General features: G+C 45.3%; 22 protein-coding genes and 2 tRNA genes. 21 read left to right on the top strand and 3 right to left on the bottom strand.

Features of this window, described 5'->3' with window-relative positions; genetic code table 11:
- Positions 1 to 214: 214 nt before the first annotated feature.
- The 4 genes from GVO63_RS06310 to GVO63_RS06295 all read left to right on the top strand — a co-directional run bounded on the left by GVO63_RS06310 (position 215) and on the right by GVO63_RS06295 (position 3,881).
- Positions 215 to 496, top strand: a complete 282-nt coding sequence (locus GVO63_RS06310) for an EF-hand domain-containing protein (RefSeq protein WP_236552073.1) — start codon at positions 215 to 217, stop codon at positions 494 to 496.
- A gap of 62 nt (positions 497 to 558) precedes the next feature.
- A complete protein-coding gene (locus GVO63_RS06305; protein WP_159578574.1) occupies positions 559 to 1,956 on the top strand; it encodes a sensor histidine kinase KdpD in 1,398 nt (465 codons plus the stop codon).
- Positions 1,957 to 1,959: 3 nt separating this feature from the next.
- On the top strand, positions 1,960 to 2,544 hold the full coding sequence (locus tag GVO63_RS06300; protein ID WP_159578552.1) for a hypothetical protein: 585 nt from the start codon (positions 1,960 to 1,962) through the stop codon (positions 2,542 to 2,544).
- Positions 2,541 to 3,881, top strand: coding sequence for a sigma 54-interacting transcriptional regulator (locus tag GVO63_RS06295; RefSeq protein ID WP_105931894.1), 1,341 nt, complete (start codon positions 2,541 to 2,543; stop codon positions 3,879 to 3,881). The genes GVO63_RS06300 and GVO63_RS06295 overlap by 4 nt, the downstream gene beginning before the upstream one ends.
- A gap of 78 nt (positions 3,882 to 3,959) precedes the next feature.
- Here GVO63_RS06295 and GVO63_RS06290 read toward each other — a convergent pair whose 3' ends face one another.
- Together GVO63_RS06290 and GVO63_RS06285 are read right to left on the bottom strand one after the other, a co-directional pair.
- Entirely contained in the window at positions 3,960 to 4,451 is a 492-nt protein-coding gene (locus GVO63_RS06290; protein ID WP_159578550.1) for a GAF domain-containing protein, read from the bottom strand.
- 291 nt (positions 4,452 to 4,742) lie between these two features.
- Positions 4,743 to 5,594 (bottom strand): DUF72 domain-containing protein, encoded by an 852-nt coding sequence (locus GVO63_RS06285; protein ID WP_159578547.1) that lies wholly within the window; start codon positions 5,592 to 5,594, stop codon positions 4,743 to 4,745.
- A 247-nt stretch (positions 5,595 to 5,841) separates the two neighbouring features.
- Here GVO63_RS06285 and aspS point away from each other — a divergent pair, with 247 nt between their 5' ends.
- From aspS to GVO63_RS06210, 15 genes are all read left to right on the top strand, one after another.
- Positions 5,842 to 7,602, top strand: a complete 1,761-nt coding sequence (aspS, locus tag GVO63_RS06280) for an aspartate--tRNA ligase (protein ID WP_159578537.1) — start codon at positions 5,842 to 5,844, stop codon at positions 7,600 to 7,602.
- Between the two features lie 3 nt (positions 7,603 to 7,605).
- Positions 7,606 to 8,046 (top strand): dihydroneopterin triphosphate diphosphatase, encoded by a 441-nt coding sequence (gene nudB / locus GVO63_RS06275; protein ID WP_159494379.1) that lies wholly within the window; start codon positions 7,606 to 7,608, stop codon positions 8,044 to 8,046.
- Positions 8,046 to 8,564, top strand: coding sequence for a crossover junction endodeoxyribonuclease RuvC (ruvC, locus tag GVO63_RS06270; RefSeq protein WP_014948862.1), 519 nt, complete (start codon positions 8,046 to 8,048; stop codon positions 8,562 to 8,564). The genes nudB and ruvC overlap by 1 nt, the downstream gene beginning before the upstream one ends.
- Before the next feature lie 36 nt (positions 8,565 to 8,600).
- Complete coding sequence (ruvA, locus tag GVO63_RS06265; protein ID WP_159578536.1) at positions 8,601 to 9,221, top strand: Holliday junction branch migration protein RuvA; 621 nt, start codon at positions 8,601 to 8,603, stop codon at positions 9,219 to 9,221.
- Positions 9,222 to 9,289: 68 nt separating this feature from the next.
- Positions 9,290 to 10,294, top strand: a complete 1,005-nt coding sequence (ruvB, locus tag GVO63_RS06260; RefSeq protein ID WP_159494381.1) for a Holliday junction branch migration DNA helicase RuvB — start codon at positions 9,290 to 9,292, stop codon at positions 10,292 to 10,294.
- 601 nt (positions 10,295 to 10,895) lie between these two features.
- Positions 10,896 to 11,294, top strand: a complete 399-nt coding sequence (gene ybgC, locus GVO63_RS06255) for a tol-pal system-associated acyl-CoA thioesterase (protein WP_159578535.1) — start codon at positions 10,896 to 10,898, stop codon at positions 11,292 to 11,294.
- Positions 11,284 to 11,973 (top strand): protein TolQ, encoded by a 690-nt coding sequence (tolQ, locus tag GVO63_RS06250; protein ID WP_014948866.1) that lies wholly within the window; start codon positions 11,284 to 11,286, stop codon positions 11,971 to 11,973. The genes ybgC and tolQ overlap by 11 nt, the downstream gene beginning before the upstream one ends.
- A 29-nt stretch (positions 11,974 to 12,002) precedes the next feature.
- Positions 12,003 to 12,422: a protein TolR gene (gene tolR, locus GVO63_RS06245; protein WP_159494383.1), complete on the top strand. Its 420-nt coding sequence runs from the start codon at positions 12,003 to 12,005 to the stop codon at positions 12,420 to 12,422.
- Between the two features lie 7 nt (positions 12,423 to 12,429).
- Entirely contained in the window at positions 12,430 to 13,311 is an 882-nt protein-coding gene (gene tolA / locus GVO63_RS06240; RefSeq protein WP_159578534.1) for a cell envelope integrity protein TolA, read from the top strand.
- A 4-nt stretch (positions 13,312 to 13,315) separates the two neighbouring features.
- On the top strand, positions 13,316 to 14,671 hold the full coding sequence (gene tolB, locus GVO63_RS06235) for a Tol-Pal system beta propeller repeat protein TolB (RefSeq protein ID WP_159578533.1): 1,356 nt from the start codon (positions 13,316 to 13,318) through the stop codon (positions 14,669 to 14,671).
- 40 nt (positions 14,672 to 14,711) lie between these two features.
- The gene (gene pal / locus GVO63_RS06230; RefSeq protein WP_159494386.1) at positions 14,712 to 15,278 is read left to right on the top strand and encodes a peptidoglycan-associated lipoprotein Pal; all 567 of its coding nucleotides are present in this window, start codon (positions 14,712 to 14,714) and stop codon (positions 15,276 to 15,278) included.
- Positions 15,278 to 16,072, top strand: coding sequence for a tol-pal system protein YbgF (gene ybgF, locus GVO63_RS06225; RefSeq protein WP_159494387.1), 795 nt, complete (start codon positions 15,278 to 15,280; stop codon positions 16,070 to 16,072). Before pal ends, ybgF begins: the two co-directional genes overlap by 1 nt.
- Positions 16,073 to 16,364: 292 nt before the next feature.
- Positions 16,365 to 16,440 (top strand) — tRNA-Lys (locus tag GVO63_RS06220).
- A 255-nt stretch (positions 16,441 to 16,695) separates the two neighbouring features.
- Complete coding sequence (gene nadA, locus GVO63_RS06215) at positions 16,696 to 17,751, top strand: quinolinate synthase NadA (protein WP_159494391.1); 1,056 nt, start codon at positions 16,696 to 16,698, stop codon at positions 17,749 to 17,751.
- Positions 17,752 to 17,873: 122 nt separating this feature from the next.
- Positions 17,874 to 17,963, top strand: a tRNA-Ser gene (locus tag GVO63_RS06210).
- A gap of 193 nt (positions 17,964 to 18,156) precedes the next feature.
- On the opposite strand, the gene GVO63_RS06205 is transcribed toward GVO63_RS06210, so the two are convergent.
- A complete protein-coding gene (locus GVO63_RS06205) occupies positions 18,157 to 18,591 on the bottom strand; it encodes a hypothetical protein (RefSeq protein ID WP_159578532.1) in 435 nt (144 codons plus the stop codon).
- Positions 18,592 to 19,040: 449 nt separating this feature from the next.
- Here GVO63_RS06205 and GVO63_RS06200 point away from each other — a divergent pair, with 449 nt between their 5' ends.
- Together GVO63_RS06200 and GVO63_RS06195 are read left to right on the top strand one after the other, a co-directional pair.
- Positions 19,041 to 21,554 carry a TonB-dependent receptor gene (locus GVO63_RS06200; RefSeq protein ID WP_159578531.1) on the top strand — a complete coding sequence of 838 codons (2,514 nt, stop codon included), beginning with the start codon at positions 19,041 to 19,043 and terminating at the stop codon, positions 21,552 to 21,554.
- Between the two features lie 475 nt (positions 21,555 to 22,029).
- The coding region (locus GVO63_RS06195; RefSeq protein WP_201281882.1) for an invasin domain 3-containing protein at positions 22,030 to 24,931 on the top strand (2,902 nt) is incomplete at its 3' end.

Below are 24,931 nucleotides of genomic sequence, written 5' to 3'. Positions count from 1 at the left end.
ATTTATATAGGCTTTGTCTTTTTGGTCTGAAAATCGCATATTTGTCATCGCGAGTATGTTTGTTATCGCGAAAAAGAAACATTGGCAATTATATTACGTGGTTAATTGAAGACGAGTGGTACTATTTACACACTTTTTCTACTCTTAGTTATAGGAAGTTGAAGATAGAAGAAGTGTTTAGAGAAGGATTTTATAAGCATTTTGCGGAGGATTCATGATGAAACGTCTCGAAAAAGTTTTCATAGCACTGTGTGCTATAGCTGCAGTACAAGCTATATCGGTTGCGGATGCACATGCCAACCCAGCACTCACGCTCTTACAACAATTAGACACAAACAAAGATGGTCTTATTTCACTTAAAGAGGCGGTGCGTCACACCGGGCTTCTAAGAAATTTTGGGTTGATTGATGACAACGAAGACGGGAAGCTTTCGGAATCTGAATTAGCGAAAAGTAAGCTGACGCCCGGAAACGAAAACCTCACAGCAAGTGAGTAACCAAAGTAGATAAAGTTAGAGAGGAAAAAGTTCTGATAAACAAGGTTTCGTTTAGCAAGCGAATAGTCCAGCTAGGTTCGCTAAGGCAGTTGACGTTAGTTAGCTTTTTACTGGCCCTTATTCCTCTTATCGCCCTACTTTGGCAAAGTCAGAGTGACTTGGCCAAAGTAGGGCAAATGACAACGCTAGAAACCCGGTTTGTAGTGGATGTTGTAAGTGATATGCAGCGACTTGACAATGCCGTTGTAGACGTCGAGCGCAGTATTCGTCAGTTTGCGGTTTTGAGAAGCGATCAAGTCGCCTCACTTTCAGACAATGCAATTGAGCAGTTCACGCTTGCTGCCGATAATTTATGTCAAGCATTGTCGGTCCCCGCAACGTGTTCACGTTTATCTGGTCAGCTCAACCAATTAGCTGATTATCGGACTATTGAAGATCAATTACTGTTAAATGCCTATTTGGCCTCGATTGGCGATAGCGTGGAACAGCTTCGCGACGATGTAGAAGCGGTGATTAACCAACGGGTTCAAGTTCAGCAGGACGATCTTAATGCCATGCAAGCTAAACAGGCTTGGTCTACTGCCATGCTGGTGAGTGTGTCTTTGCTTCTTATATTGTTGGGCAGTCAGCTGATCGTTAATCCCGTCAATAATCTCAAAAAGATCATCAGGATAATGGCTCATAGCGACGGCGAACTGCCGCCATTATCAAGTCAAGCGCCAAGAGAGCTCATCGACGTCGAAAAAGATCTACACTGGCTCTATGACCGTCTGCAGCAGTTGGAGCATATAAGAACGGCCCTATTGCGTCATGCAGCGCATGAATTGAAGACGCCACTTGCCAGCATTAAAGAGGGCTGCAGTTTACTATCGGAAAACGTGGTAGGGGAATTAAACACCGGTCAGAGAGAGGTACTCTCATTATTAACAGCAAGCACCCAGCGTTTAAATACGCTGGTGGAGAAGTTACTCGATTACAACCTGCTTTTGCAGCAAGCTCAGCCAAAAATGGTAGAAAGCGACGCGAAAAAGTTAGTTTCAGCCTGTTTAGAAGATTATGCATTAGCGATTCAGGATAGAGAAGTAGATGTAAATATCGTGTCAACTAAGGTAAACGTCGACGAGGAGTTATTTAGACGAATACTTGATAACTTGGTGTCTAATGCCGTGGCTCATGGCGCCGTTGGTAGGCCAATCAACGTACATCTTTACAAAGAAAAAGAAAATTTAGTACTCGATGTTGCAAATCGCGGTAAGCGAATCGCGCCAGAATCGGTACCGACCTTGTTTGAACCCTTTATTCGAGGGCCTGAGCCAAGAAATGACAATGTCATAGGAACTGGTTTAGGGTTATCTATCGTTGCCGATTGCGCTCGACTAATGCATGGTGATGTACGCGTGGTAGATGTAGACTATGCAGATGTTTGCTTTAGAGTGACCATTCCGCAGCAGGAAAAATAAAAAATGAGAATAAGTGGTTTAATTGTCGCCTTACTGGTGCTGACAGGATGTCAGAGCTTATCCAGAAACAACGACAGCACAGGTGAACCTGAAAAGGTAACATCTGTCGTTAAAGTAGATCGCGGTTTTTGTCTGTTTGATGAACCGCCCCCAACCTTTGAAAATAATTGCGATGCGACTTATTGGGTCAATAAGTGGATTGAGGCGGCCAATCAGCCATGGTTAGACCGCAAGCAAACGTTGAGTGTCTTGGGTAAGTCGTATTTCGATACGCTACACGCATACATACTAACGCTGCCAAATGATACTCCTTATCAAGATAGACTAAGAGCACAACTGGCGTTAGACGACATCGCGGGTGATTTTACTCCATCGGCACAAGAATTAATTAAGGTCGTTGCGAGCACGCAAAACAATCAGGTTATGCAGTTAGAATCTGCGATGGTTGTACTTGAGCAAGAAAATACATCTAGGGGTGAGAAATTAAAAGCGCTCGAGAAGGAAGTGCATAATCTACGCAAAAAATTAGAGGAATTGTTGCAAATAGAAGCGACATTAATGGATAAAAACAGGAGTACACAACAGTGAGCGAAAAGGCGAGTAGTAATCCTAACTTATTGTTGGTTGATGATGATAAAAGTTTATTGCGCTTATTAACCATTCGTTTAGAAGGCGAAGGGTATGAAGTCACGGCGGTTGAAGATGGTCAATCGGCACTGCGAAAACTTCAAAACGAAAGTTTTGATGTGGTGTTAAGTGATTTGCGCATGCCTGGCTTGGATGGTCTCAGTCTGTTTGAAGAGATCATGGGAATCAGAAAGGACATTCCGGTAATTCTCATGACCGCTCATGGCACAATTGCCGATGCAGTAGCTGCAACACAGCGTGGAGTCTTTGGTTTCTTACCTAAACCGGTGGATCACGACGAATTACGCGCCTTATTGCAAAAAGCGCTTAGCCAATCCCAAGCGGCACAGCCAGGGGACTGGGCGAAAGATATCATCACTCGTTCTCCTGAGATGTTGAACGTATTAGATCAAGCGTTTCGCATTGCGAAACGGGAAGTGTCCGTGCTTATCAGTGGAGCAAGTGGAACGGGTAAGGAATTACTGGCTAACGCAATTCATAAAGCCAGTAACCGCAGCGATAAACCGTTTGTCGCGATAAACTGTGGAGCATTGCCAGAAAACTTGCTTGAATCAGAGCTTTTTGGTCACGCGAAAGGTGCGTTTACAGGCGCAGTCGCCGCGCATCCGGGACTATTTAGAGAAGCTGATGGTGGTACGTTGTTTCTAGACGAAATTGGCGATATGCCAATGACCTTGCAAGTGAAGTTGCTGAGAGCACTACAGGAGCGTCAAATACGACCAGTGGGCAGCAGCAAACACGTCGATATTGATGTACGTATTATTTCAGCGACGCATAAAGATCTGCATAAAGAGATGGAAGAGGGGACCTTCCGTGAAGACTTGTATTACCGACTAAATGTCGTGAACTTAAAGCTTCCATCACTTAAATCAAGAAGTGAAGATATTCCTCTTCTTGCCAGGTCGTTACTTCAACAGAGTGCTCAGCGACACGGCGTAAACGCAAGTCAGTTCTCTGATGATGCGATGCAGCAGTTAGTCACCTCATCTTGGCCAGGTAACGTACGTCAGCTGGTTAACGTGGTTGAGCAGTGTGTTGCATTAACGCAGACACCGGTAATACCGCTGCATTTGGTTGAGCAAGCCCTTTCTGCTACCAAGCAAAGTTGGCCAACGCTCACAGAAGCGCGCGATGCTTTTGAACAGCAGTATCTGCACAAGCTTCTTAAAATGACCGATGGGAACGTAACCCGCGCGGCGGAGCTTGCTGGTAGAAACCGCACAGACATGCATAAATTGATGAAAAAGCATGAGTTAGATGCGGCCGATTTCAGATAGCAAAAGCGAGTATTGCATGTAACAAAACGCATCACTTTTCGTGATGCGTTTTTGTTTGGTCAACATAAAGTTGGCGTTTTACAGATAGGCAGGTGAATACTCTGAAAATATTATGGTTTCAGCGGTGCAAGCATGGCCTTTCAAGGTTTCTATTTCATCCTTTGAGAAGTCTCTTGGCTCATCAAAAAGAAGGCATAGCGTACCCAATTCATAGCCGTCCTTGTTTCGTAAAATGGCACCTGCGTACGCTCTAATGAAAGGGGGACCAGTTACCAATGGATTATTGGCAAACAATTTGTCAGCTTTCGCGTCAGGAACAATCAAATACTCTTCTTCAGCAATCGCATAGGTGCAAAACGAAATATTGCGTGGTGTTTCTGTTGCATCCATACACTGGCGAGATTTAAACCATTGACGGTCTTCTGCAACAAGACTTACCAGGCACGTTTTAGCATTGAACTCTGCCTGCACGGCTTTGGTAAGTTCATCAAGTTGCACGCTGGGAGCCGTATCTAAGATATCTAACGATTCCAGCGCAGCAAGGCGCGCTTGCTCATATTCATGCTTCATTGAGGTCATTTCACGTTAAAATGGTGCAATATCAAGATTATTAAAACCAACAGTTTACCGTTAAATTAGAAAATTTCTATCCATATGAAAAGTAATCCAATATATCAGTCCGCATAAATAATTCTCCACTCAGCGATATTTAAAATGTTCGTCATCGCGGCCTGTCAACCCAGTCCGCAGATATTTGGCTCTTCATCAAGGTGACACAACAAAGAGTACGGATGTTTTAAACTCTCCCTTCGGGGAGTTCGGGCAACTATCTATGTGGACTGGTGTTAGACAGCTGTTTTATTAAAACAAAGGGTTTTGTGCTGGCTGGTCTCTAATAGCAAGGTTGTTGATGACAGGAAAGGGTTCGCCACGATTGTATAAATCAATAAACTGCTGAGCTAACCAGGGAGCGTCTTTGTTGTCTGGGCGGTGACAAAAAAAGTACACGTCTTTTCCTTCACTTTGCCACTGTTTCACTTTTTTCACCCAAGGTAACAAACAGCGTTGGTTGTCATCGTCTACATCGTTGCCGACAAAACGCACAATGGGCGTATGACCTGTAGCGATAACGTTTACTGGTACCCGGGGCTTTTTCTCTCGCACTTCCTTTAGCATTGCACGTCTATTTATTCCCCCTGCGTCTAAAGACCCAGTAAATAGTGCCCGCGTATCCATAATGATTCTATTCGCACCATGGCGAATCAGAAGTTGGTTTAGTGCTTTTTCCTCATCACCCTTAGCGAAAAACGCCAAGTGACGCACTTCAACCGCGACGTTTAATTCTTGGGGTAACGCCGCTAAAAAGGTATCTAGAACGGACAGCTTTTCTGGCCCGAAGGTAGCAGGTAGTTGCAGCATCATGGCCCCTAACTTTTCTTTTAATGGGCTTAACAAAGCGAGCTGTTGGGCAACCTCGTCGTCACAATGCTGTAGTTGATGTACGTGGGTAATGTTCTGGTGAAATTTAAAGGTAAATCTAAAGTGATTGGGAACTGAATTGCACCATCTCGTTACCGCGTCTTCATGGGGAAGGGAATAAAACGTGGTATTCCCCTCTACCGTATTACACTCCTTGGCATACAGCGACAATCCATTGTCAGACTTGGGGTAATTAGCAAACCATGTGCTTGACCAATGGCTGTGTTGCCACATTGGCAATCCAATATAAAGATTTCCTTGTGATATGGCGGATTTGTGCATATTTGTCATTGGGCTTTATCAAGCATTTGTTTATACTATGCGGCCTTTAAATCATTACATTATGCATGTTGTGGGCGGGCCAGCTAATTGGCCAGCAAGTTTACGCGATTTTTGGCAAAGTCTTAAGTCTAAAAAACGCGGTTTTGAACGCCAATTCACTGCATGCGAAGCAAGAAAAAAACATCAGGGGTCAAGGACCATGCGCACAGATTACTGTGGGAATATCGATTCATCATACATTGGACAAGAAGTTACCCTTTGCGGGTGGGTTAATAAGCGTCGCGATTTAGGCGGTGTTATTTTCATCGACTTACGCGACCGCGAAGGTATCGTACAAGTGGTGTTCGACCCAGATTTACCAGACGTGCTATCAGTAGCTAACACGCTACGTAGTGAATTCTGCGTAAAGCTAACCGGTAAAGTACGTGCGCGCCCTGAAGGTCAAATAAACAAAGACATGCGCACTGGCGAGATTGAGATCCTAGGCACAGGCCTTGAAGTGATCAACAAATCTGACGTACTTCCACTGGACTGGAACCAAGAAAACTCAGAAGAACAGCGCCTTCGTTACCGTTACCTAGACCTTCGCCGTCCCGTAATGAGCCAACGCTTACAATTCCGTGCAAAAGTAACCGGTGCTGTACGTCGTTTCCTAGAAGAAGAAGGTTTCCTTGATATCGAAACGCCTATTCTTACTAAAGCAACGCCAGAAGGCGCTCGTGACTACCTAGTGCCAAGCCGCACGCACAAAGGCGAATTCTTTGCTCTACCGCAGTCGCCACAGCTTTTCAAACAGCTTCTGATGATGTCGGGCATGGACCGTTATTATCAAATCGTTAAGTGCTTCCGCGATGAAGATTTACGTGCCGACCGTCAGCCAGAATTTACACAAATCGATATTGAGACCACGTTCTTAGATGCCGACGGCGTAATGTCTATTACCGAGCGCATGATCCGCGACTTGTTCAATAAAATGCTAAACGTTGACCTTGGCGACTTCCCGCGCATGACGTATAAAGAGGCCATGACGCGCTTTGGTAGCGACAAGCCAGACCTGCGTAACCCGCTAGAGTTAACAGACGTTGCTGACTTGCTTGCGAACGTTGATTTTAAAGTATTCAGCGGCCCAGCGAACGACCCGAAGGGGCGCGTTGCGGCTATTCGCGTACCAGGTGGGGCATCACTTTCACGTAAGCAGATTGATGACTACACCAAATTTGTAGGTATTTACGGGGCGAAAGGCCTAGCATGGGTCAAAGTTAACGATGCTGGCACTGGGCTTGAAGGTCTGCAGTCGCCAATCCTTAAATTCCTAACGGAAGACATCACTAATGCCATGCTAGAGCGCACTGGCGCACAAAGTGGCGATATTTTATTGTTCGGTGCAGACAGCTACACAGTAGTTACCGAGTCAATGGGGGCACTTCGTCTTAAGCTTGGTGAAGACTTTGAGCTTCTTGAAGGCGAGTGGAAGCCTCTTTGGGTTGTTGACTTCCCAATGTTTGAGGAATTTGACGGTCAGCTTCACGCTATCCACCACCCGTTCACTGCGCCACGTGGTTTAACACCAGAAGAACTGAAAGCTAACCCTGCTGAAGCCCTATCTGACGCTTACGATATGGTATTGAACGGTGTTGAATTAGGCGGCGGTTCTGTACGTATTCACAATGAAGACATGCAGTCTACGGTATTCAATATTCTTGGCATTGACGATGAAGAAGCGAAGAACAAGTTTGGCTTCTTGCTTGACGCACTGCGCTTTGGTGCGCCGCCGCATGCAGGTCTTGCGTTTGGTCTAGATCGCCTAGTAATGCTTATGACTGGCGCAACATCTATTCGTGACGTGATGGCATTCCCGAAAACGACCACCGCAGCGTGCCCGTTAACATCGGCGCCTAGCCCTGCAAATCCACAGCAGCTTGAAGAGCTCGCTATTGCAACGGTGAAAAAGCAATCGTAATTTATGGCGTATAAGAAGCCTGAATCTGCACTGGTAGTGTTGTACGACCAACACTACCGAGTGCTGCTCTTACAGCGACAAGACGATCCTACCTTTTGGCAGTCGGTAACGGGCGCATTGGAAGAGGGAGAGTTGCCTTTAGAAACTGCGTACCGTGAAGTGTCTGAAGAAATTGGCATCGATGCCAAAGCGCACGGGTTTGTGGTTAACGACCACAATAAAAAAAACCAATATGCAATTCGTAGCCGCTGGCTACATCGCTATCCTCCAGGAACTGTGTACAACACAGAACACGTATTTTCCCTTCAAATAAACAGCGATTTGCCCATTATTTTGACCGAACATTTGAAGTACGAATGGGTGTCGAAAGACGAAGCGCTCGCACGTTTATGGTCTCCTTCTAATAAAGATGCGGTATCTTTGTTTGTACCGAGTGTGCCTTAATGGTTATACTGGGTATAGATCCAGGTTCTCGGATTACAGGCTACGGTTTAATTGCGCGTAAGCAAGGAAAACTGGTGTATGTAGCAAGCGGATGCATCCGCGTTGGAACGGCAGATTTGCCCTCTCGTCTTGCTAATATTTTTACCGGCGTTGGCGATATTATTCGTCAATATAAACCCGACCAGTTTGCTATTGAGCAAGTATTTATGGCGAAAAACCCTGACTCAGCATTAAAGCTTGGTCAGGCCAGAGGTGCCGCTATTGTGGCAGCCACGCAAGCGCAACTACCAGTTGCTGAATACAGTGCAAGGCAAATTAAGCAATCAGTAGTAGGCAAAGGTGGCGCAGATAAAACGCAAGTTCAGCATATGGTTAAACACCTGCTTAACTTAAGCGGTACGCCACAGGCAGATGCAGCCGATGCATTAGCCGTTGCCTTGTGTCATGCGCACACCGAGCAGAGCCTGATTAACATGGCAGGGCAAGCCCGAAAAACCGTTCGTGGCCGTTTGCGCTAGCACTGCCTAAAGCTCACGCTTTAACAGAGATGACTCATGATTGGACGAATTCGTGGTACGTTGGCTGAAAAGCAGCCACCAGAAATTCTTGTAGATGTAGCCGGTGTCGGTTATGAAATTCACATGCCCATGACCAGTTTCTACCAGCTTCCCGCTGTAGGGGAAGAGGTGGTGGTGTACACGCACTTTGTGGTTCGTGAAGACGCCCAGTTGCTGTTTGGTTTTGCTGATAAAATGGAAAGGGGACTCTTCCGCGAGTTAATTAAAGCCAATGGCGTCGGCCCGAAATTAGGCTTGGCGATTTTATCGGGCATGTCGGCAGGACAGTTTTTGACGAGCGTGCAAAATGAAGACGTATCTGCTTTGGTTAGCCTGCCTGGTATAGGCAAGAAAACCGCAGAACGTTTAGTGGTAGAGCTCAAAGACCGATTGGCTAAATTTGGTAAAACGCAGAGCATTGTTATGCCACCCCCTAGTAGTGACTTGTTATCGGGGAACAGTATTGTAGCGTTGAATGACGTCCGTAAAGAGGCGCAAAGCGCGCTTATTGCGCTAGGTTACAAGCCTGCCCAAGCAAGCAAGTTAGTCGACAGCGTTTACAAAGAAGGCATGGAGAGCGAAGCCCTTATTCGCGAAGCATTAAAGGCGGCCCTATAATGGCGCTTAACGAAGACAGACTCTTTTGATCAGACTGTCTTCACGTTACCGATTAAAGTAGAACTATCATGATTGAAGCCGACAGACTGATTACGCCTGAAGCCAGTACCGAAGACGAGGTCATCGACCGCGCTATTCGCCCTAAAATGCTGGCAGACTATACAGGGCAACCTCACGTATGTGAGCAGATGGAGATTTTTATTCAAGCGGCGCGCAATCGCGATGATGCCCTCGACCATCTTCTGATTTTCGGCCCACCAGGACTGGGTAAAACCACCCTTGCAAATATTGTGGCTAATGAGATGGGCGTAAACATTAAAACTACGTCTGGCCCTGTGCTGGAAAAAGCCGGCGATCTTGCCGCACTCCTAACGAATCTTGAGCGCAACGACGTATTGTTTATCGATGAAATACACCGTTTAAGCCCCGTGGTTGAAGAAATTCTTTATCCTGCTATGGAAGACTATCAGCTGGATATCATGATAGGCGAGGGGCCAGCAGCTCGCTCAATAAAACTAGACCTACCCCCTTTTACTTTGGTGGGCGCAACGACGCGCGCAGGATCCTTGACGTCGCCATTACGCGACCGTTTCGGCATAGTGCAGCGTCTTGAGTTTTACAATGTAAAAGATCTCACAAGTATTGTCGCGAGAAGTGCAAGCTACCTCAATTTAGAAATGAATGAAGAAGGTGCACAAGAGGTTGCCCGTCGCTCAAGAGGTACACCACGTATCGCAAACCGCCTGCTTAGACGAGTGAGAGATTATGCAGAAATCAAAGCAGACGGTACGGTAGGGGCTGACACGGCTGCGAAAGCACTGGATATGCTAGATGTAGACAGAGAAGGGTTCGATTATATGGACCGCAAATTGCTTACTGCTATTATCGAAAAGTTTGATGGTGGTCCAGTAGGCTTGGATAATTTGGCGGCAGCCATTGGTGAAGAGAAAGAAACCATAGAAGATGTCATTGAGCCGTTTCTCATTCAACAAGGTTTTTTGCAGCGTACGCCCCGTGGTCGTATTGTTTCGCAGCGTGCCTATCTTCATTTCGGTTTCGCACCGTCTGAGTAATTTATTGCTCTCTCGTAAGACCATAAGATTTGTTTTAGAGGCCTAGCTGGAACGCTGGGCTTTTTTCGGTTGAGCAGGCGTGCTTTCGAGCTGTAAAAATTGCGTCCTCATTAAGAACCCATAGGCGTAACAGCCCGCTTGACAGTACGTACCGAGTTTTTTAGCGCGAGACGCGAACAAGTGGTCGATGTAAATTGTTAGTGTCAATGCTCAAGTAAGTGTCGATTACAGGTGCTTAATTGTAGGCAAAAAAAAGCCCGCTCAGTGAGCGGGCTAAAACAACAAGTGTTGAAGGAAATAAATCCAGGGAACTCATGTCTAACAGGAGAGTTACTCTTGCATGACCGTGCTTTGCACCATCACGCTCTGTACGACTGATGCTGTGCATTATAGGGAGAGCAAAAAAAACTACAATTGAGTAAAATTGTGTTTTTAAATTAGAAAAACTAATGTGTTAATCGAGTGTTTAATATTGGTATAATTTAGTTTAAAAGTTAGCTTTATTGGGCTTTGCGGGGTGTTTTTGTTCTGCATTTTGTCGCGAAAAATAGTTGCTTTGACCTCGGTATGGATTAATTAATTTAAAGGTGAAGGAATAGTTATGCATTTACATCAGGTAAGAGTGTATTACGAAGATACTGACGCAGGCGGTATTGTGTATTATGCGAATTACCTAAAGTTTATGGAGCGGGCCCGAACCGAGTGGCTTCGCGAGTTGGGCTTTGAGCAAGATACATTGATGGAACAATCCATCGCTTTCGTCGTCAAACACGTTGAAATGCATAATTATGCGCCCGCGCGGTTTAATCAGCTGTTGAGTATTGAAACTCGCGTTGTAGAATTAAAAGGCGCTAGTATGACGTTTCAACAAATTATTAAAAATGAACAAGGCGTTATCTTAGTAACAGCAAATATTAAGGTTGCCTGCGTCGATTTGGCCATTATGAAGCCAAAAAGATTACCACGTACTTTGTTAGGGGAAATTTCGCGTGTCATCTGATCTCACTTTTATTGGCTTGTTTTTACAAGCAAGCTTTATTGTTCAACTTGTTATGCTTTTACTGCTTAGCGTGTCAATCGCCTCTTGGACGTTTATATTCCAGCGCAGCAAAGCACTTTCAGCGGCACGCAACGAAATGCGTCAGTTTGAAGATAAGTTCTGGTCAGGCGCCGACTTAAATCGCCTTTATCAAGAGCTCTCTGCGAGAACAAACTTAACAGGTATGGGCAGCATCTTTTGCTCCGGTTTTAAAGAGTTTGTTCGCCTGCGCAAATCTAACACTGCCACCAACGGCATTGTTGACGGCACATACCGTGCGATGCGCGTTTCTATGTCACGTCAAGTTGAAGAATTAGAAAGTCGTTTACCGTTTCTAGCCACAGCAGGCTCTATTAGTCCCTACATCGGACTGTTTGGAACCGTGTGGGGGATCATGAATGCCTTCATCGCTCTTGGTGAAGTGCAGCAAGCGACACTGGCTATGGTAGCACCTGGTATAGCAGAAGCACTTATTGCAACAGCGATTGGTCTATTCGCAGCCATTCCTGCAGTAATCGCATACAACCGTTTTAGCCATCAGGTTGAAAAGTTAGAAAATAGCTACGGAAACTTTATGGAAGAATTCTCAGCAATTCTTCATCGCCAAGCGGTTGCTGCGCAAGCACAACAACAAGCCTAAGCGTTTACATTCCAAACGGAGGACTTGTTATGTATGTAAGAAAACGCCGCAGGCCGGTATCAGAGATAAACGTAGTGCCCTACATCGATGTGATGTTGGTATTGCTCATCATCTTTATGGTAACGGCACCGCTTATTTCTCAGGGGGTAAAAGTAGACCTGCCGAAAGCCAGTGCTAACCCGATTGAGCAGGAAGATACACCGCCGATAATTGCGTCGGTAGATGTGAAAGGCCGCTATTTCCTCAACGTGGGAGAAGATCAGGAATCACCAATCAGCAAAGATGAGCTTGGCGCTATTGTAAAAGCACAATTGACCAAAGAGCCCAACACACCCGTTGTAGTTAAAGGCGATGGACAAGTAGCCTATAACGAAGTCATTCAGCTAATGGTGTTGTTGCAGCAGGCGGGTGTACCTTCAGTAGGGTTAATGACGGATCCGGTTGAGTAATTTAGATATGTCGAAACCCGAAGTGTCGAGAAACACGTCAAGCGCGAGCCAATCTAACGCTTCATACAATGGCGCTAAAAGTGATGTGAAGGAGACAAAATCAAGCAGCATAAGCCCAGAGCAAATGGGGTTATACAAATCTATTGGCCTGCACATCTTTATCGCTGCGCTGTTGCTAATTAGCGTCAGTTTTTCACCTGATCCTTTGCCGAGCATGCCGTCAAATGCGCCGGTGATAGAGGCGACTTTTATTGATGCGCAGGCGATTGCAGATCAAAAAAGAGAGCAGGCACAAGCCGAAGCACAAGCAAAGGCCGAAGAGCAGGAAAGGCAAAGAAAAGCACAAGCGGCGGCAGAGAAAAAACGTCAGCAACAGCTAGCGGCCAAGCGTGCTAAAGAGAAGCGTGAAGCTGAGGCTGCCGAAGCGAAGCGCCAAAAAGACTTAGAACGTTTGGCTGCGCAAAAAGAACAAGAGCGCAAAGAACGCGAAGCAAAAGCGAAAGCTGAAGCCGAGCGCAAGAAGAAAGAAGCGGCTGAGCGCGCCGAGATGGAAAGGATCATGCAAGAGCAGCTGGCGAAAGAGCAAGCGGCTCAGCAAGAGCGTAGGCGAAAACAGGTATTGACTGAAGTTGAGCGCTATACAGCGCTAATCCAGCAAACCATTAAGCGTAACTTGTATTCAGACGACAGTTATCAAGGAAAAACCTGTCGGTTGAATATTCGGTTAGCAACGACAGGGTTTGTGACGAGTATTCGTGTGTTAGGCGGCAACGACGCGCTGTGCCGAGCGGCTGAAAGTGCGGTTCGCAGGGCCGAAAAATTACCGGTATCTGATGCGCCAGACGTTTACGAGCAGTTAAAAGACATTACTTTAAAAGTGGAATTATAGTGGTATGAAAAAACTAGGTTTATGGATAGCGCTCATTGCGACGGCATTCAGTGCCAACGTGTTTGCATCCTTAGAAATTGTGATAACCGAGGGCGTAGACAGTGCACGCCCCATCGGTGTTGTGCCATTTAAATGGAAAGGTCAGGGCAGTATGCCTGGTGATATTTCTAAGGTGGTAATGGCTGATTTGATGCGAAGTGGTAAGTTTAACCCAATAGCTGTCGACAAAATGCCACAGTATCCAGAAACGGTGGAGCAGGTGTCTTTCACTGCATGGGCAACCTTAGGTGTAGACACGGTTTTAGTAGGAACTATTGAGCCACAAGGGGGCGAGCGTTACCTTGTATCCTACGAGTTGATTGATGTACTTAAAGGGCAAGTTGACAATGGGCAGGCCAAGGTACTGAAAGACGGCAATTTAGTGTCGAGTAACGATCATGTCCTCGCTGCCCGTCAGGCGGTGATAAACGGCCGTGACTTTCGTCAATATGCGCATCGAATTAGCGACATTGTTTATGAAAAATTAACCGGTGTTCGCGGTGCGTTTTTAACGAAAATCGCGTATGTGATTGTTCGCGACCGCGACACAGTAGAAAAGCCTTATCAGTTAGTGATAGCAGACTATGATGGTGAAAATGAGACGCGCCTGCTGTCTTCGCCTGAACCACTCATGTCTCCCGTATGGTCGCCAGACGGCGAGCAGCTTGCCTATGTAAGTTTTGAAAACCGCAGACCGCAAATATTCATTCAAAATATTTACACCAGCGAGCGTACGCGCATTACAGATTTCCCCGGAATAAACAGTAGCCCAGTGTTTTCTCCAGATGGCAAGCAACTTGCTATGGTTTTGTCGAAAGATGGAAACCCTGAACTCTATGTGATGGACTTAGCAACGAAAAATCTTCGCCGAGTCACTTGCAATAGAGCGATTGATACGGAGCCTGCGTGGCTTCCAGACGGCAGCGGTTTAATATTTAGCTCGGAACGGGGTGGTAAACCCCAGATATATAGCGTAAATTTAAATTCTGGGAAAGTAAGGCGAGTTACCTTCGTAGGTGAACAGAACCTTGGCGCAACAGTTTCCCCAGACGGTAAGCAAATGATTATGGTTAACCAAACCAATGGGAACTATCACATTGCGAAGCAGTCTTTGGATGGTGGCTCACCTCAAGTACTGACACGGACGTACTTAGATGAATCACCGAGTGTAGCGCCGAACGGAAGCATGATTATATACAGCACCCTTCACGAGGGAACCCAAGTGTTGTCGTTGGTTTCTCTAGACGGGCGTTTTAAAGCTAGGTTACCAGCAGCCAATGGGCAAGTTAAATCGCCAAGTTGGTCACCATTTTTGTTCTAACAATTTAACGACTAAACAATAAAATTTAAGGATTAGTAGGATGCAAATGAATAAAGTGATGAAGAGCTTCATTATCGCATTGCCAGTAGTGACAATGATGGCATGTTCTTCAGGCCCTAGCGAAGAAGAGTTGGCAGCAGAGCGTAACCGTCTTGCGCAAGAACAAGCGGCAGCAGAAGCCGAAGCGCGTGAAGCAGAAGCGCAACGCGTTAAGGCTGAAGCGGCTCAGCGTATGAAGCGTCAAGAAGAAATGGTTCAGCAAGAAATGGAAGCGCTGAAAAACGAACAAACCGTTTACTTTGACTTTGACCGCGCAAGCATCAAACCAGAGTTCCAACGTGTTCTAGACAAGCACGCGGCGTTCTTGGTGAAAAATCCAGGCACCAAAGTGACTATTGAAGGTCATACTGACAGCCGTGGTACGCCAGAATACAACATTGCGCTTGGAGAGCGTCGTGCACAGTCTGTTGAAACTTACCTACTTAATGCTGGCGTAAGCAGCAGCCAAGTAACAGTAGTTTCATACGGTGAAGAAAAACCAGCAGTGATGGGGTCTACTGAGTATGCATTTGCTCAAAACCGTCGCGGAGTGGTTGTTTACCGCTAATGACTTTTCTAACGAATAAGACATTAAAAATGGGCGTCACGTTATGTGCCGCCCTTGCTGTTTCTACCGCATTTGCCCAAGCGCCTGTGGTAGACGCCAACGGCGGCAGTGAATTAGAACAGCGCATTGTTGTGCTAGAGCGCATTGTTAAAAGCCGAACAGAAATGCAGCACAGGCTTCAAACGCAGCTAGACAACATGCAAATGGAAGTCGACCAGCTTCGCGGTGCGGTTGAAGTCAATACCAACGAACTTCAGAAAGTACTTGAACGTCAGCGTGAGCTCTATCTTGAGATAGATAAGCGGGTAGAAGCACTCAAGCAAAGCGGAACGTTCCAAGGTAGTGCCATGCCTAGTGCAGGTGTTGACTCGGGCTCTGTGAGCTCTCCAGCGCCAACTACGCCACCGTCAGTCCCCCAAGCTGGAGAAGACGAAGCCTATGAAAATGCGGTGAATCTGATCCTTAAGTCTCGTGAGTACGATAAAGCCATTCCTGCGTTTCAATCGTTCATTTCGCGCTTTCCTAACAGTGGTTACGCCCCCAACGCCCACTACTGGTTAGGGCAACTGTTGTTTAATAAGCAACAGTGGAGTGAAGCAAGTGAGCAATTCAACATTGTAGCTAATCGCTTTACCGATTCAACGAAGCGTCCCGACGCCTTGTTAAAACTTGGTGTTATCGCTGAGCGGACGGGAGACAGTGCGACAGCGCGACAGCTGTTCCAGCAAGTTGTCAATGATTACCCAGATTCTTCGGCGAAACGCCTAGCTGAATCTCGGTTAAATAACTTGTAATGAATAAAGCCTCTTTTAAAGAGGCTTTTTTGTGAGTTAACGAAAACTTTTTCTCGAATAATTGCGTTTAAACCGCGAGAATCTTCTGCACCAAATCTTACTTTGTGTCGTAGAAAATCGACCAAACTTAGTTGGTACTGGTATAAATACCCAGCGATTTGTTTTCATTTTGACCGTTTAGTCGTAATTTGACAGAAAAATGAAAATAAAAAGACGTTATGGGTTGCGTCGAATAAAAATCTGAGTATTATATGCCGCCGTTGCCAAGACACAGGCAACAGCAGGAAAGAAAGGGTCGTTAGCTCAGTTGGTAGAGCAGTTGACTTTTAATCAATTGGTCGCTGGTTCGAATCCAGCACGACCCACCATCAAGTTGATAAATCTAAAAAATTTCTTTCTTGTATTTTCACCACACACTGTCCACATCTTAATTTAAAACAACGTTCAAGTCTGAATCTACACTGAGTTGAAATACGCTTTGATCCGGTTTGCCTAACCCTCGGTACTAGTACAATTGAGCACAACTACGACTATTTAATTACGCTTAGGTTGATTAGGTAGTGTGTAATTTTCATGACAGTTGGGTATAATTCGCCCCCTTGTCGCAAAAGAGATGTAGGTAAATGTCAGTAGCATTTCGCGTGGATCAGGTAGAATATCCGTTCCCAGCAAAACCACAGCCATTATCAGAAGCAAGAAAAGCGGAGTTAAAGGCTGAGATTAAAGCTTTACTAAAGGCCCGTAATGCCGTGCTTGTCGCACATTATTACACCGACCATGAAATTCAAGCGTTAGCTGAAGAAACTGGCGGTTGTGTCGCTGACTCGTTAGAAATGGCGCGCTTTGGTAGAGATGCAGGTGAGCAAACCCTAATTGTTGCTGGCGTTCGTTTTATGGGCGAAACGGCAAAAATCCTTAGCCCAGAAAAAACGGTGCTAATGCCAACGCTTGAAGCGACGTGTTCACTTGACATCGGTTGCCCGGTAAAAGAGTTCAGTGAGTTCTGTGACCAGCACCCTGACCACACTGTAGTGGTGTATGCGAATACATCAGCAGCGGTAAAAGCGCGCGCTGATTGGGTGGTAACGTCAAGCATCGCGCTTGAAATTGTTGAACACCTGGATAGCCAAGGCAAAAAGATTATATGGGGGCCTGATAGACACCTAGGCTCTTACATCGCAAAGCAGACCGGTGCTGACATGTTAATGTGGCAGGGCGAGTGTATCGTTCACGACGAGTTTTCTGCGCAAAAACTTGCTGATATGAAAGCCTTGTATCCTAACGCGGCTGTTTTGGTTCACCCTGAATCACCAGCGAGCGTGGTAGACATGGCCGATGCAGTTGGCTCAACCAGTCAACTGATAAAAGCTTCGCAAACCATGGATAACGATACCTTCATTGTTGCTACCGATAAAGGCATCTTTTACAAGATGCAACAACTCACCCCAGAGAAGACCTTTATAGAGGCTCCAACGGGCGGTAACGGCGCTACGTGTAAAAGCTGTGCTCACTGCCCTTGGATGGCAATGAACGGCTTAGAAGCGATTAAGGCGTCTTTAACGGGCGAAAGCGAAGGCCATGAAATCTTTGTTGATGATGCACTGCGTGAAGGTGCACTTATTCCGCTTGATCGCATGCTTAACTTTTCAGCTGAATTAAAAGCGAAGGGTGGGCTATAAGTGCACGTTTTATAAGCACTTGCTGAATATTTTCAAGCAAGTTCTTGATTAAGCGCGCCGCTTTACCTACTATACGCGCGCTCGAGGGATTTCGTAGTTGAAATCTCCTAGATACAAAATTTGGAGAGGTGGCTGAGTGGCTGAAGGCGCACGCCTGGAAAGTGTGTTTAGGGTTAAACCTAACGAGGGTTCGAATCCCTCTCTCTCCGCCAAATACAAAGAACCGGTTTAACGCCGGTTTTTTTGTGCCTAATGCTTTGCGCGTATTAATGGTAAAAGCTCACAACGCTTTTCTATCGCACAAAAAAAGAAACCCGCGTCTAAGCGGCGGGCTTCTCTTCAAACTCTTTTTAAGCAACGTTCACATCTTAACTTTTGTCACCTGTGAAGTCGCATTGCACCATTTTACTTCGCAATTTGCTGATGAAGCTTGATTAAGTCGGGAAGCTTTTTCGCATAAATCGCTTTCTTTGTGCCAGGGTGAAGTAACTGACTTACAAACGTGCGAAGGAAGCCAAGCACAAACGTTTGAACGCGGTCGGCATCTGCTTCACTTGGGTTAGCAATGAGCTTCTCTGTTTCTGCCTGTACCTTATGTACAATTGGGTCCATGGTGTCTTTACCTGCAACCAGATCGTTGCCTGTCACCGCGCCTTTACCTAGTAGGTCGCGCACTGCGTTATAAAGGTCTGCAGAAACCGCATTAGACTGCCCCCAGTTCGCAATATTGTACTCTTCAGAAATCTTGTCTAGTTCTGCGGTAGGGTCGCTTGATTTCAAAAGGCTTTCGATAAGCTTGTGTGCTTCAGTTTGTTTCGTGGGTGTTGATAGTTCTGACATGGTTTACTTCACTTAGTACTAAAAACGCGCTTTATAATTTTTTTAATACGCACTGTCAAGGTTGTTAATTTATAGTCTAATATAATCAATTGCTTATCGATTCTGCTTTAATGCGCAAACTTCAAGAGCGAAGATGCGAGAGTGAGTTGCAACTCCCTAATGGCGGAATGAACGCTAACTCATCGATTTCACTAATTCCTATATATTAAAATATTAAATATTTCCCCATATATTCATTTTAAACGGTATACATCCCCCTACATGACTGCGCTAGACGAACTTCTCATTATGTTATTTAGCGTCATTAAAATTAACGTGTTTTATACAGGCTATTTACATATGGAGAGCTACTTAGTTATTGTAAATTCGAATAAATTTTGAGCCATGTTGAATTTGTTGTGTAAGCAGAGGCTTTTTGATAACAATAACTAGCAAGAGAACACTAAAAAATGAGTAAACGCTTACCCTCGCGCTTTAACGCAAATCGGACTGCCACATTAGTTGCATTATGCCTTGGATTACAGTGTCAAGGTGTGATGTCACAGGAAAACAATGCGCAATCGGAAGACGAGCTATATGAACAAATACTGATAACCGCGTCTAAGCGAAGTACGGGGCTTCAGGAGACGCCCATAGCAGTATCGGTAACAAGTGGAGAAGCTATTGAGCAAACTCAGGTGCTTGATATTCAGGATTTACAGGCATTAGTCCCGACGTTAAGAGTAAATCCTTTACAACGTTCAGCAAACACTAACTTTTCAATCCGCGGGTTTGGTAATGGTGCCAACAATACCGGCATTGAGCCTTCGGTCGGCGTTTTTATTGATGGTGTATACCGCTCGCGGGCCGCAGCGCAAATTGGCGACTTACCCCGTGTCCAGCAGGTTGAGGTATTAAGTGGTCCTCAAAGCACGCTGTTTGGAAAAAATGCATCGGCGGGAGTGATAAGTATAAGAACTCAGGGCCCGTCGTTCTCCGAGGAGGGTAAAATTACACTCGGTGTAGGCAATTACAATCAGCGGTTGTTAAAAGGCTATTATACAAACGGTATCACTGACGAGCTTGCTTTTAGTTTATCCGGTGGAGTGAACAAACGTGATGGTTATACGGAAAGTGTTGTTGATGGAGTAGATAATTTAAACAATCGCGATAGGTGGAATATAAGAGGTCAGGCTCTTTACGAACCCACTTCAGATGTTAAGTTTAGATTTATTGCAGATTACAGCGAAATAGATGAGCGCTGTTGTACAGTAGCAGACGTTATCAACGGGCCGACAACGGCTGTTGTGCGCGCCTTAGGCGGGACTGTGTTAGATACCGATGATCCTTTTGCTTTTAAATCCGCACTAAATTTTAATCCTACTAATACTGTTGAAGATGGTGGCGTATCGCTGCAAGTAGACGTTGACTTTGATACGTTCGCACTCACCTCAATTAGCGCATACAGAAATAACAAATCGAACTATTTTGCCGATGTAGACTACACAACACTTGATATTTTGTCGGAGGAAGGGCACACAGATATAGATACCTTTACTCAGGAGTTACGTCTTACTTCCATTGGTGATAATACATTGGATTGGATGTTCGGTATGTTCTATTTCTCTGAAGAAGTAGATACGGGCGACACGTTGTTTTATGGAGAAAACATTCGGTCTTATTTTGACGTTTTGTTGAATTCAGGTGTAGCACAGGCCCTCGCATCGCTCCCGACGCCATTGCCGTTTGACGCTGTTTTTCCTAATGGATTTCTCGGTGCCTTTGAACCCCTCTATGGGCAAGCACCCGGCACTTTTTTTAATGCAAATCAGTTCGTAAATAGCGAGTTTTTACAAAAGAACGATGCTCTATCTGTGTTCTTTAATCTTGATTATCATATTTCAGATAAGCTTACGACAACGGTCGGCGTTAGCTATACGGAAGATGAAAAAGACGTATCAATTGAACAGATCAATAACGAAGTACTGTCATCTATCGACATCATCAATGGTCCAACTGTTTTTGGTGTGCCGTTATCCACAGCAGTGCCAGCGCTAGCTGGCTTTATACCTACTCTTCAAAGCGTTCAGTTTTTGCCGCCTCAGCTTATCTTTCCTAATGCGGTAGAAGATGGCAATACTAACGATGATAAGATAACGTGGAGTGCGCGTTTAGCATACGAGGTCAACCAAAACATTAATGTGTTTGCTACCGCCGCTACAGGCTTCAAAGCCTCGTCATGGAATCTTTCCCGCGACACGCGACCATTTGCTTATGACCAATCTGCACTTACGTCAGGAAATTTAGCCCGCGTCAATCAGACCTACGGCACCCGCTATGCAGGGCCTGAAGAATCAACGGTTTATGAGTTAGGCCTTAAGGCAAGGTTCAAACGTGGTGCATTCAACGTGACGTTATTTGATCAAACAATCGAAGGTTTTCAGTCAAGTACATTTGTTGGCACAGGATTTGTCCTCGCAAACGCGGGTAAACAATCCACCCAGGGAATAGAGTTCGATTCAACCTTGGATGTGACAGACAATTTAGTATTTACTTTTGCAGGAACAATTCTAGACCCCGTATACGACTCATTTGTTGGCGCAAATGGCATTAATGGGCCAACTGATCTATCGGGAGAGCAGCCATCAGGTATTCATGAACGAAGCTTTGTTGCAGGTCTGACTTATCATCTAGAATTTGAAAATGGTATTACAGGCTTTATTCGTAGCGATTATTTGCACGAAAGTGAAACTCAACTTGTTGAAAACGTTCCGCCCGAGCTCACCCGTGAAGTAAATATGCTTAACGCTAGTGCGGGCCTAACCTTTACCAATGGAATTAGTGTTCAACTCTGGGTGAGAAACTTAAACAATGATGAATATTACTTGTCATCATTTCCACCGCCTATTCAAGCTGGTAGTTTCAATGCTTACCCAAGCCAGCCCAGAACGTTCGGCGCAACCGTGTCTTACATGTTTGACTAGTATTGGGATGTTTTAAAGTGTGGAGCCAGCTATTACGAGTGAGTAGCTGGCTTTTTTATCGCGTGTTCTATTGTTTTCAATAACATTTTTATAGTCGCGAAGGCTTAATGAAGCGGCAGCTGATTTTGCAGTAGATAATTGCATAAAAGAGCAATTTTCTGGCCATGTTACCCTCCTCAGAAATTTTAGCTATCAGTATATAAGTAGCGTTGTTTTATCTATCTTTTTAAATTCATACGGTCGAGATTGTTCTTGTACTCTCCCTATGATTCAAATCAGGTTCGATATCTTTCCGTTTTTCTGCCTTTAAGTCGCTTTTTTTGGTTTTTTCACCTTGATTTTGAACAAAATAATCAAAATGTCGCAAAAGTCACAATAAAACTAAAAGTCATTATACTAATTGGCAATATGGTCGTTTTCTCCCCGGGAGTACACTTAAGGTACAAAAAAGTCAGATAAGTACAGAATGTTTACTATGAAAGCAGCAAAGGTTTTTGCGATAGTATTTTTGTCGTTCTTTAGTTCTTTAATTCATGCAAAGTTAAACGCTGAAGCGACTTTCAGCTATGGTGTAGTAGGTACATACACCAATAATGCACATCAACCCCAGGGAATTGTTTCCTTATCTGACCTAGATATTACTCATGTCAAGTTGACTGCCAATAGTGACGATGGAACATTTGGTGGAACCCAAGGTAACGATACCTCAGTTATTGCCCAATTCTTTTTTAGTAGCAGCCCAAGCGTTACAGTTGATGGTGCTATTAATTGGCGCCAATCGGACAACGGGCAAACCAATGGCATAGGGATTATTCTCGATAACGATGCTACTGTGATGGACGGCAGTGTTTACTATTTCAACCCGCCTGCTACATATTTACTCCGTCTATCTTCTTCTACCAAAGAATATACCAACGACAACTCAGCTAAAGGAAACGCCGCGAGGGGAGCCTTATCTTCTGTGATGAATGACTTGAACCTTGAAGCGGCATCGCAGGGTACAAGCGGCGGCACCGTAAGTGCCGCGTTCTCTGATGTTACGGTCAATCAAGTTTCGGTATTGGCTGATGGTAACGACATATCAACTATTGAATTACAGCTAAAGAACGATAGTGACGGGGTTTTACCGTTTACTGGCCAAAACGTAACATTCACCTCTACATTGGGTACTGTTGGTCCAGTGAGTGATGAAGGCAATGGGCGCTATACCGCAGTTATTTCCTCTGCAACAGCAGGCACAGCGTCAATATCTGCCTTCGTCGACGGCACGGAAATGGACGCAAAAGCGACGGTAGAATTTATTGCTGAGCAAGTAGTGACGTTCAGCGTTTCTGGCACTGTAATGAGAGGGCAAAGTAACGTAGGGGTAGAAGGTGTAACTGTTTACTTATTTGCTGCAAGTGATACCCAATTTTCTTCGCCTCTAGATACACAAACTACGGCTAGTGACGGAACATATGTGTTTGAAAACCTCGTTAATGGAAACTACAGCGTTCAGTTCGCATCAAATAACGGGCGTAAATTTAAGGCCCAGAGTAATAAAGGCAATAGAGGTGCATCGCCAAATTCGTCATCGAAACGTGTTAATACCGTTGAGAGTATTACGATTAATGGTGAAAACATTACTGAAGTTGATGCGATCCTGATTGACCCGGCCGGCGTTGTTTACGATTCTTCAACACGCCTTCCAATCGCTGGAGCGACGGTAACGTTTAACTATTTGGATAATGGAAACGTAACGTTGGTCCCTGACGCGTGGCTAGACTTGAACGCCGGAGGTGCGAATACGCAGGTAACACAAGCTGATGGTTTTTATTCCTTTGTACTAAACGGCAATGCTCCTCAGACTGCAACAGTTTATTCGATTGATGTAACGCCTCCGAATGGATACACGTTCGAAAGCAGCGTTATTCCCGCTTCGTCAGGGCCGTACGACTCAGGTCTTGGTGGTGGTTTAGTCGCAATACAACCACAAGATACTGCACCAAGCGTTAATGACGACACTACGTATTATCTGACGTTTGAACTCGTCATTGGCGATACGCTACAAACAAGCAGTAACGGAGTAATCAACAACCACATTCCCATTGATGCATATGTTAATCAGCCACCCGTTGCTGACGATAAGAGTATTGTAGTCGATTTTAATACTGCAAAAACGATCACGCTGACCGGGAGTGATATAGAGTCTGATGTACTTTCTTTCGAAATAGTCAGCCAGCCAAGTAACGGTACATTAAGCGGCAGTGGTGGAACGCGCACCTATACACCTAATCCAAACTATTCGGGCAGCGATTCATTCACGTTCAGAGCAATAGACCTATCTGGTTCCAACACCTACTCTCAGCCAGCTCAAGTAGAAATTGAGGTAAACGGCACTGATAACATTATTGCATCTGCACAGTTTACATGCGGTATCGTAGGGGAATACCAAACTGGTTCTCCAGCGCATTCTCCTGATGCAATTCAATCGTTCGCTTCTTTGTCTATCGACAAGGTTACTCTTGCCCCACTTACTGATAACGGGGTTTTTGGTGGAACGCAAGGAAACGATTACGCAGTGGCTGCTGAAGTCGTTTTTTCCGACGGAAACTCGGTATCTTTTAACGGAGCAGTGAACTGGCGAGAAGGTAATACCAACGCGATCGGCATTATAACCAATGAAGCTGTTAACGACGGGTTTATACTATCCCCGGGTTTCAGCAAAACCTACTTACTCTGCTTAGACTCGGCGCTTCCGAGCGATGTTGATTATGTTGTTCCCAACGACGTTAAAGGAAATGCAGCGAATAGTTCGACGCTTGTAGCTGCGAATACGCAAGCGGAGACCCAAGGTACTGCGGGGGGAGAAATAAGTATTGCATCAACCCAGGTACTTACTTCATCAGGTACGGCGCTTGCTGACGGCGTAGATTCAGTTGTCATTACAGTGTCGATTCATGATGCAAGTGGCAAACCCCTGAATGCTTTTGATCAACTGGTAACCATCAACACTTCTCTTGGTGCGCTGACAAGCGTTACTGATAACGGGGATGGCACTTATAGCGCTACATTGACTTCAACAGTATCAGGGTTGGCGACACTGACTGTTCACGTAAACAATACGCTTGTCACCGATTCCGAAACCGTCACATTTAACGCAATGCCGACTAATACCGCCCCGGTTGCAGTTGCGCAATCTGTTAGCACGTTAGAAGACACGTCGAAAACGATCACCCTGTCAGGCAGCGATATTGACAACGACACATTGAGTTATGTGGTGGTGAGTCAACCAAGCAACGGTACGTTAAGTGGCAGTGGTGCAACACGCACCTATACGCCAGACGCTAATTTCACGGGTACCGACAGCTTTACGTTTAAAGTGAACGACGGCGCAC

The sequence above is a fragment of the Alteromonas sp. KUL106 genome, from assembly GCF_009811415.1.
Taxonomy (GTDB): Bacteria; Pseudomonadota; Gammaproteobacteria; order Enterobacterales; family Alteromonadaceae; genus Alteromonas.
This window is presented reverse-complemented; position numbering and strand designations above follow the sequence as displayed.

What these genes read in the sequence shown, in the direction of transcription:
- ruvB (WP_159494381.1), top strand. Translation starts at nt 9,290, where the DNA reads ATGATTGAAGCCGACAGACTGATTACGCCTGAAGCCAGTACCGAAGAC.
- pal (WP_159494386.1), top strand. Translation starts at nt 14,712, where the DNA reads ATGCAAATGAATAAAGTGATGAAGAGCTTCATTATCGCATTGCCAGTA.
- tolR (WP_159494383.1), top strand. Translation starts at nt 12,003, where the DNA reads ATGTATGTAAGAAAACGCCGCAGGCCGGTATCAGAGATAAACGTAGTG.
- GVO63_RS06300 (WP_159578552.1), top strand. Translation starts at nt 1,960, where the DNA reads ATGAGAATAAGTGGTTTAATTGTCGCCTTACTGGTGCTGACAGGATGT.
- nadA (WP_159494391.1), top strand. Translation starts at nt 16,696, where the DNA reads ATGTCAGTAGCATTTCGCGTGGATCAGGTAGAATATCCGTTCCCAGCA.
- ybgF (WP_159494387.1), top strand. Translation starts at nt 15,278, where the DNA reads ATGACTTTTCTAACGAATAAGACATTAAAAATGGGCGTCACGTTATGT.
- tolB (WP_159578533.1), top strand. Translation starts at nt 13,316, where the DNA reads ATGAAAAAACTAGGTTTATGGATAGCGCTCATTGCGACGGCATTCAGT.
- aspS (WP_159578537.1), top strand. Translation starts at nt 5,842, where the DNA reads ATGCGCACAGATTACTGTGGGAATATCGATTCATCATACATTGGACAA.
- GVO63_RS06310 (WP_236552073.1), top strand. Translation starts at nt 215, where the DNA reads ATGATGAAACGTCTCGAAAAAGTTTTCATAGCACTGTGTGCTATAGCT.
- GVO63_RS06285 (WP_159578547.1), bottom strand. Translation starts at nt 5,594, where the DNA reads ATGTGGCAACACAGCCATTGGTCAAGCACATGGTTTGCTAATTACCCC.
- GVO63_RS06290 (WP_159578550.1), bottom strand. Translation starts at nt 4,451, where the DNA reads ATGAAGCATGAATATGAGCAAGCGCGCCTTGCTGCGCTGGAATCGTTA.
- ybgC (WP_159578535.1), top strand. Translation starts at nt 10,896, where the DNA reads ATGCATTTACATCAGGTAAGAGTGTATTACGAAGATACTGACGCAGGC.
- GVO63_RS06205 (WP_159578532.1), bottom strand. Translation starts at nt 18,591, where the DNA reads ATGTCAGAACTATCAACACCCACGAAACAAACTGAAGCACACAAGCTT.
- ruvA (WP_159578536.1), top strand. Translation starts at nt 8,601, where the DNA reads ATGATTGGACGAATTCGTGGTACGTTGGCTGAAAAGCAGCCACCAGAA.
- tolA (WP_159578534.1), top strand. Translation starts at nt 12,430, where the DNA reads ATGTCGAAACCCGAAGTGTCGAGAAACACGTCAAGCGCGAGCCAATCT.
- GVO63_RS06200 (WP_159578531.1), top strand. Translation starts at nt 19,041, where the DNA reads ATGAGTAAACGCTTACCCTCGCGCTTTAACGCAAATCGGACTGCCACA.
- nudB (WP_159494379.1), top strand. Translation starts at nt 7,606, where the DNA reads ATGGCGTATAAGAAGCCTGAATCTGCACTGGTAGTGTTGTACGACCAA.
- ruvC (WP_014948862.1), top strand. Translation starts at nt 8,046, where the DNA reads ATGGTTATACTGGGTATAGATCCAGGTTCTCGGATTACAGGCTACGGT.